An 8,672-nucleotide genomic window follows, 5' to 3' on the forward strand; every position below is an offset into this window, starting at 1 on the left:
AGCATTAATCTTCCTTGATTAGATTTTAAATACAAAAAAGCCGCACTATAAATGCGGCTAGTCAATAGGTACAACCACCTTCTAAAATACAACTTAAGTCAAAAGTTAAGCGTATTTACGCACTTTTTTAAGGGCAATTTGTTGTTTTAGCATGGATAAATGTTCGATAAATACTTTGCCATGCAAATGGTCGATTTCGTGCTGCAACACTATGGCTAAAAACTCATCAGTCTCGATTTCGATAGCCTTGCCAGTTCTGTCTAAGGCTGTCACTTTAACCTTTTCAAAACGTGACACTTTAGCGCGATAACCGGGGATAGACAGACAACCTTCTTCACCGACGAATTCACCTGACTTTTCAACAATCTCAGGGTTAATCAGCACTAAAGGCTGATCGCGACCGTCAGATAAATCGATCACGATAATTGCATCTGTACTGCCGACTTGAGTTGCCGCTAAACCTATACCATCGTCAGTGTGATACATGGTTTCGATTAAATCATCGATAAATCCCTGAACAGCTTCAATATCTTTTACAGGTTGCGCTTTACGTTTAAGGCGCTCATCGGGAATAGTTAGAATATCGAGTACAGCCATGCCAGTTATCTTCTCTCATCGAGTCAAAAAAATTGGCGCTATTATGGACTATTTGACCATTTACACAATATTTAAGCTAAAAACAGTTTAAATATTTTGTTAGTAATCGAGCTAGCCGATAAAAATATCGAGAAGTGCTTAATCCTTTAAATACCAAATACCCTCACATCTTCCGCTAAGCCACGCTTTACCGTTACACTAGCGTGAACTCATCAAGCAAAAGTTTTTGAGCGTGATTCTTTGTGAGTGAATACCATTAAGCTGAGGGTTGACAATTCAATGGCATCGTTCCCTAAAGACAAATCACCGCTGTATCAATACCTTGAACAAGATAAACAGAGTGTAGCGAGAAAACAGCCCCAAGCAGTGGACTTGTCTCCTATGGCGAAAATCTGGCATATCGTCGCCATGATCCCGCAGGGTAAAGTCAGCAGCTATGGCAAAATTGCCGATTATGCAGGATTACCGGGACGAGCGCGTTATGTGTCAAAAGCGCTGAAAGCAGCTCCCGAACATTTGTCACTCCCTTGGCATAGGGTACTCAATAGTCAAGGCAAAATATCCTTCGAGAAAAATTCAACCTTCTTTCAAGAACAGATGGAATTATTAAGAATTGAAGGGATAACAGTGAACTGCGGCAAAATTAGTTTGTCTGAATACGAGTGGCGACCGGATCTGGTGACTTTAGTCATGGCAATGCCATTTTAGTTTAATATATTGATCCATAAACTATTTACATCTCTATTTACAGAAACGTCGTCCTCGGCTATAACCTGCTTACAGTCGATCCGATAATTGATTTATGCTCAACTGATTGACCCAGAACTGTGTAAGTAAGCATGCTACTCGACACTTTTTTATCAACCACTACCGACCATTCTGTAGTGATACAAGGTGAAAACCTGCGACCCAAGGAGCATTCTTTGCGTACCATTCCCACATTATTAGTGAGTTTTACCGTCCTCACTCAAAGTATGTTTGCCATGGCAGCGCCAACGCCGCTAACACCGCAGACGGCCGAATACCAAGTCAACTATGGAGACATTGAATTAGGAAAAGCCAAATACACGCTACCCAATGCCGAAGATGGCGTGTTTAAGTATCGTTTTGATAGCGATCTCAGCCTGTTATTGTTAACAGATGTGCGTCACATCTTGAGTGAATTTACTCAAAATGACGCGCAGCTCAGTCCTTTGCGTTACTTACAACAACGCCAAGGTGTCGGGCCTAATTACACGGAGCAAACCGCATTCGCCAAAGCTCAAGGCTTTATTCATACACGTTACAAAGATGAAAAAGGCAAGTTTCCCTATGATGATAAAATCTTTGATCCTCTTATGGTGCAGTTGCAATTTAGGCTAGATATGATGGCGGGCAAAGAAGTGCTCGACTATAAGATGGTCAAGGACAACGAAGTCGATGAATACAAGTTTCATGTGATCGGTAAAGAACGAATGAACATCGACAGCGGCAGTTACGACACAGTCAAAATTGAAGTCGTGCGTGACAATAAAAAACGTCAAACCTTCTTCTGGATGGCGCCTGACTTAGCGTATTTGCCCGTGAGGTTAACTCACTTTGAAAAAGGCAGTAAGCAGCTCGATATTAAGTTACTTAAATATCACTTCGATGAAGTGCCGCACCAAGAAACCATACCTGCAGACATTGCAGAGAAACCGCTAGTGCCTAAACTGCTCGGCACGACTGAAGGTTAATCGGTAAGGCATTGAGTTAAGATGTATAAACTTAACCCAATGATACAAAGCCTTAGCTTCACAATACTGAACTAAAGCCAAACTCATATCGAATAAAGCCCAACCGAACTAATATCTAACCGAACTATATTTAACTGAACTATATCTAACTGAACTTAGGGCCTACCTCTAAGTTCAGTTAATGTTCATCGCTAATGGTTCATCACTGATTGCTAGAAGGTATGTTAGATACTGACTCGAACTTTTTAATAAAGTGACCTGAACAAAACAAAGTCAACCGTAAATCCGCTTGCCCTCATTATTTAGCTCAGTGGTATCACATCAGAGATCGATTAACAGCTCACCCAATCTGAACAGCTTCCAGTTACCCGGCTGCATAACGCGCCACTGTTCATTCTCGGTCAATGGGCGAGTCGCAATCACAGTCACCACATCATGGGCGGTAGTTTCCTTATCAAAATCAATCACCACATCGGTATCAATAAGTTTCGCTTTACCAAACGGCGCGCGGCGAGTGATGTAACATAAGTTATTACTGCAATAGCTCATCAAATACTCGCCATCGCTCAATATCATGTTGAACACACCTAAGGCACGGATTTGCTCGGCCAACGTTGCGACGTAATGGAAAACTGCCAACATATCTTCAGGTTTAGTACCGCCAAACTTCTGGGCGACTTGTTCCAAAATCCAGCAGAAAGCAAGTTCGCTATCGGTATCGCCTACGGGTTGATAGCGCGAGACATGAAACTTGGGCAGATAGTCCGTCAATTGACCATTGTGGGCATAGGTCCAATAACGTCCCCATAATTCGCGGGTAAAAGGATGAGTATTCTCTAAAGACACACAGCCGCGATTCGCTTGGCGAATATGGCTTATCACCACTTCACTTTTAATCGGGTAGGATTTGATCAATTTTGCAATATGCGATTCGCTACTCGGGCAAGCATCTTTAAAAGTACGGCTACCTTTCCCCTCGTAAAAAGTAATACCCCAGCCGTCCACGTGGGGACCGGTTACACCACCACGTTGGGCTAATCCCGTAAAACTAAACACAATATCGGTCGGCACATTGGCGCTCATCGCCAGTAACTCGCACATATTTCTCGCCTATCATCAATCAAAAAACTACTTATTGGCATTGTAACTAGTTGATGACATTTGTGGAATGATCAAAGCTGACAAATAATTTAAACAATTGTTTGAAAAATACTTGTATTAAAATTCTCTTAGGTTTAACTTTTATGCGACACAGGTCTGACCACAAACTATAATTGTGATCGCAATCAATAAAACACTCTATGACCTGTGGTTGGCACTCGGTCATATTTAAGGAGAATTACAGTGACTACCCTACTTTGGATCATCGCCATGATCTTAGTGCTAGGAGCCCTAGCTTACCTTCGGGTATCTTTGCTCACTGCCACTATTACAGCCGCTGTTGTGATGACAGCTGGATGGACACTCGATGTTGTCGGCCCTATCTCTTGGATCGTTTTCCTCGTGATCGCGCTGCCGTTAAATATCAGTGCATTTAGACAAAATGTGATCAGTCGTCCACTGATGAAGGTATATCGCGGCATCATGCCGGAAATGTCTTCAACAGAGAAAGAAGCGATTGAAGCCGGCACCACTTGGTGGGAAGCGGATCTGTTTGCGGGTAACCCGAACTGGAAAAAACTCCATAACTACCCAGTTGCGCGTTTAAGTGCAGACGAACAGGCCTTCCTCGATGGCCCTGTTGAAGAAGTGTGCCGCATGGTGAATCAACACCAAGTGTCACATCAACTTGCCGATCTGCCTGCCGACGTATGGCAATATCTGAAAGATCACGGTTTCTTCGCCATGATCATTAAGAAAAAATACGGCGGTTTAGAATATTCAGCTTATGCCCAATCTCGCGTGTTACAAAAACTGGCAGGCTTAAGTAGTGAATTGGCTTCAACTGTTGGCGTACCTAACTCTTTAGGCCCTGGAGAGCTGCTGCAACATTACGGCACGCCAGAACAACAAAACCATTATTTACCGCGTTTAGCCAAAGGGTTAGAAGTCCCTTGTTTCGCTCTGACCAGCCCAGAAGCCGGTAGCGATGCAGGCTCGATTCCTGACTTTGGTATTGTGTGTAAAGGCCAATGGGAAGGTGAAGAAGTTCTGGGGATGAAGCTGACCTGGAACAAACGTTACATCACTTTAGCCCCTGTCGCGACAGTATTAGGCTTAGCCTTTAAACTGCGCGATCCAGAGCATCTACTTGGCGATAAAGAAGAACTCGGCATTACTTGTGCTTTGATCCCTACCGATGTGGAAGGAGTAGAAACGGGTCGTCGTCACTTCCCGCTCAACTGCATGTTCCAAAACGGTCCGACTCGCGGCAACGAAGTATTCGTGCCATTAAGCTTCATCATTGGCGGCCCGAAAATGGCTGGTCAAGGTTGGCGCATGCTGGTGGAATGTTTATCAGTGGGTCGTGGTATCACTCTGCCATCAAACTCAGCTGGCGGCGTGAAAACCGCGGCACTAGCAACAGGGGCTTATGCTCGCATTCGTCGTCAGTTCAAATTGCCTATCGGCAAGCTTGAAGGTATCGAAGAGCCAATGGCACGCATCGGCGGTAACGCTTATCTGATGGATGCGGTAACCACGTTGACCACTACAGGTATCGACTTAGGTGAAAAACCGTCGGTTATCTCTGCGATTGTGAAATATCACCTGACAGACAGAATGCAGAAATGCGTTATCGATGCCATGGATATTCACGGCGGTAAAGGCGTGTGTCTTGGCCCCAATAACTATTTAGGCCGTGGCTACCAAGCTGCGCCTATCGCAATTACTGTTGAAGGTGCAAACATCCTCACCCGTTCTATGATCATCTACGGCCAAGGTGCAATTCGTTGCCATCCGTATGTACTCGCAGAAATGGAGTCAGCGTTTGATACTGAATCGGGTCAAGGTTTAGCTAACTTTGATGCGGCTATCTTTGGTCACATTGGTTTTGCGACCAGTAACTTCATCCGTAGCTTCTGGTTAGGTCTGACATCAAGCCGTTTCTCTAACGCGCCTTATTCAGATAAAACCAAACGTTATTATCAACAGATGAACCGTTTCAGTGCCAACCTTGCCCTGCTTTCTGACTTAGCCATGGCAACTTTGGGCGGCAACCTTAAACGTAAAGAACGTATCTCTGCCCGTTTAGGTGACTTACTGAGCCAACTGTATCTGGCATCCGCCACACTGAAACGCTATGAAGATGAAGGCCGTCAAACCGACGACTTACCATTAGTACAATGGGCAGTTGAAGATGCGCTGTACAAGCTGCAAGCTTCTTTAGACGATTTACTGGATAACTTCCCTATGGGCCTTGGCGGCGCATTACGTGTGGTGATGTTCCCATTCGGTCGTCCACTGAAACGCCCAAGCGATGTGTTAGATCATAAAGTCGCTAAGATCATGCAAACACCGTGTGAAAGCCGTAACCGTTTAGGTAAAGGCCAGTTCTGGACTAACTCTGAGCACAATGCTGTGGGTATCCAAGAACAAACACTACTCGACATCATCGCGTCTGAACCGCTGCACGACAAAGTCTGTAAAGCGAGCGGTAAACGTCTACCATTTATGTGGTTAGATAAAGTTGCCGCAGAAGGTAAAGCCTTAGGTGTGTTAAGCGATGCCGAAGTGCAATTACTGGAAAGAGCAGAAATTGGTCGTATGAAGTCAATCAACGTTGATGACTTTGACCCAGCAGAACTACGTCCAGAAGTAGTTTCAACCACTTCACAGGAACGTGCTGCGTAATCCACTCAGTAAGATTTAAACCACAAAAAGGAGGCTAATTAGCCTCCTTTTTTAATGCCTATAACCAATCACACGACTCAAGTCATTAGGCAGCATTAAACGCAATAGCAGCCTAGGTTAATTCTTTACTAAGGTCTCATCTACAGCTTGTAGTGCATCAGCGGTATTATCTTCAGTAGCAACATCAGCTTGAGCCTTTTCAAGCTTTAATCGCTCGGCCTCCTCTTCCGCTTTTACCTTTGCTAAAGCAGATTCTGCTGCTTTTTCTTGGGCTTCCCGCTCTGCAATCGCTTGCTGCACTTTGGCTTCTTCTAAAGCTTCAATTGGCAATAGACTGATAAGCTCAATGCCATTCGGAAATACGGTATCATTACCCGAAACAACGACGACCTTACCTTCTTTCGTCAGGTAAACCAGTGGTATTGCCGTCTCACCGTAACGTTTACGAAAATTTTCAAAGCTGAAATTTTCGGTTAAATTCGTTATTTTAAGTTGAGCGCCTTTCGCCATTAAGCTGGCTATCTTGGCATAAGACACTGCATCACCAAACAAACATAAACGTTGCTTATAACTTTCAGAGAGCTGGTGGCGCGCACTGCCTACTTCGGTATTATTAAGACCAAAAACTTTTTTAGCACCAAAAAAATCTTGGAAATGAAAGCTCACTAACGGGTTTAACTGTCGGTAAGGTGAAATAATCAACACACGGCCAATTCCAGTTAAATCCATATAATTTTCAGCATGTTCCGAAACAGGATTACCAAAATACACTGGAATATTATCCATACGCGCAAGCCTAATATTGTCCCAGTTATTATCAGCCAGTAGCACTTTGACATCTTTGGCTTTTAAAATTTTCGCTAACTCTCTGGAAAATTTAGAGGCACCAAAGATCAATAAACCTTGGGCAGAATCGGCTTTAACCCCAAGAAATCGTGCCCAACGTCCCGCCGTTAAACTTTGGACCACCACAGTGCCGATAATAATTAAGAACACTAAGGGCACTATTGCATCTGCGCCCTGCACATTGTTGGCTTCTAACTTGATTGCAAATAAAGAAGATACCGCCGCGGCCACAATACCTCGAGGGGCAATCCAGCATAAAAACCACTTATCCGCTTTCGACAGAGATGTGCCGATACCAGAAACCCAAATACTCAGCGGTCGTGCCAATAACATGGTCACAGCTAAAACACCCAGTCCACCCCAACCTAAGCCGAGCATGGCATTAGAATCTAATCGCGCCGCCAGTAAAATAAACAGTGCAGAAATTAACAGTACGGTTAATGTTTCTTTAAATTCAAGGATTTCAGCAATATCCACACCACGCATATTCGCAAGCCAAATGCCCATAACCGTCACAGTCAATAAACCCGATTCTTCTTGTAATAGGTTCGAGCCGACAAAGATACCCAGCATTAAGGTCAAAACGGCGGTATTACGCAGATAGTGTGGCAATAGGTTGTGTCTTAAGATTTGTCCCGTTAGATAACCCGCTACTGCGCCAAGTCCTAATCCGAGGGACAACATAGAGCCTAAGGCATAGAGCACATGCGTCGTTTGATCGCTGGCAACGGTTATGTATTCAAAGACTAACACTGCGAGCAGCGCGCCTATTGGGTCAATCACTATGCCTTCCCAACGCAAAATACTCGCTAGCTGGGATTTTGGACGCACACTTCTGAGCATTGGCACGATAACCGTAGGTCCAGTCACTACCACTAGCGCCCCAAAGAGCAATGCAATTTCCCAACTAAAATCCAGTAAATAAAAGGTGGCCGTACTGATACAGGCCCAAGTGATCACAGTACCGATAGTCACAAGATGCGTCACCATACGACCATGATCTTTGATTTCTTTGAAGTTAAGAGTCAAAGCACCTTCAAATAAAATCACGGCGACCCCGAGGGAAATTATCGGAAAAAGCAAATCACCAAAAATCGCATCAGGATTAAGGAATCCAAGCCCAGGACCTAAAGTGAGCCCACATAGCAACAAGGGTAAAATCGCTGGTAACCGCAGTTTCCAGCCAAGCCATTGACAAAATAACGATAGCACTCCAATTAGCGCTAGCATGCCAGTAATGTGTTCAACCATATAAATCCTTTAGATAACTGAGCTAAATACTAATGAGCTTAGCTTTAATGACGCAGATGACAACAGCATGAACAGTAAGCTGAAATGATCTATTCGATATATCCACAGTAAAATATGACTCTTCCCTCATCACCTATGGAGAAAAAATCAAGAAAACGGAGCAATCTAGCGACATCAAGTAAAATAAGCTGTAGTACAAATCCGAAAACATCAGATTTACCTTAAATAGGGATTTAAACTTAAAATAGAAAAACAAAAAAGCCTTATCTTTCGACAAGGCTTTAATCATTTGATGAAGCGAAGACATTGATCAGCAATACACGCTGGTGACTTTCGATAATACGCTAGCTCAAACTTTTATCGTTATTAGGTTTCAACCATGACGATAAGCAAATCCCTAACAACTAAAATGCGTGTGGGCCCTACTCACTTGATAGACACAACCACACTTATACATATTTACCGAATCCA

General features: G+C 43.8%; 6 protein-coding genes. 3 read left to right on the forward strand and 3 right to left on the reverse strand.

The genetic code is table 11. From position 1 onward, the window contains the following. Positions 1-105: 105 nt before the first annotated feature. Positions 106-597 carry a peptide deformylase gene (gene def, locus ACHA99_RS06050; protein ID WP_011789520.1) on the reverse strand — a complete coding sequence of 164 codons (492 nt, stop codon included), beginning with the start codon at positions 595-597 and terminating at the stop codon, positions 106-108. Positions 598-876: 279 nt separating this feature from the next. On the opposite strand from def, the gene ACHA99_RS06055 reads away from it, so the two are divergent. Both ACHA99_RS06055 and ACHA99_RS06060 read left to right on the forward strand, forming a co-directional pair. Further along, positions 877-1,305: an MGMT family protein gene (locus tag ACHA99_RS06055; protein ID WP_173245094.1), complete on the forward strand. Its 429-nt coding sequence runs from the start codon at positions 877-879 to the stop codon at positions 1,303-1,305. 215 nt (positions 1,306-1,520) lie between these two features. Then, positions 1,521-2,312 carry a DUF3108 domain-containing protein gene (locus tag ACHA99_RS06060; protein ID WP_211085890.1) on the forward strand — a complete coding sequence of 264 codons (792 nt, stop codon included), beginning with the start codon at positions 1,521-1,523 and terminating at the stop codon, positions 2,310-2,312. Positions 2,313-2,633: 321 nt separating this feature from the next. Here ACHA99_RS06060 and ACHA99_RS06065 read toward each other — a convergent pair whose 3' ends face one another. Further along, complete coding sequence (locus ACHA99_RS06065; RefSeq protein ID WP_105252419.1) at positions 2,634-3,413, reverse strand: class II glutamine amidotransferase; 780 nt, start codon at positions 3,411-3,413, stop codon at positions 2,634-2,636. 243 nt (positions 3,414-3,656) lie between these two features. Here ACHA99_RS06065 and fadE point away from each other — a divergent pair, with 243 nt between their 5' ends. Then, complete coding sequence (gene fadE / locus ACHA99_RS06070; protein WP_028760048.1) at positions 3,657-6,104, forward strand: acyl-CoA dehydrogenase FadE; 2,448 nt, start codon at positions 3,657-3,659, stop codon at positions 6,102-6,104. A 117-nt stretch (positions 6,105-6,221) separates the two neighbouring features. Here fadE and ACHA99_RS06075 read toward each other — a convergent pair whose 3' ends face one another. Continuing rightward, positions 6,222-8,201 (reverse strand): cation:proton antiporter, encoded by a 1,980-nt coding sequence (locus ACHA99_RS06075; RefSeq protein WP_393941681.1) that lies wholly within the window; start codon positions 8,199-8,201, stop codon positions 6,222-6,224. Positions 8,202-8,672: the final 471 nt, after the last annotated feature.

Origin of the sequence: Shewanella sp. S23-S33 (assembly GCF_043359565.1) — a bacterium.
GTDB classification, from domain to species: domain Bacteria; phylum Pseudomonadota; class Gammaproteobacteria; order Enterobacterales; family Shewanellaceae; genus Shewanella; species Shewanella oncorhynchi.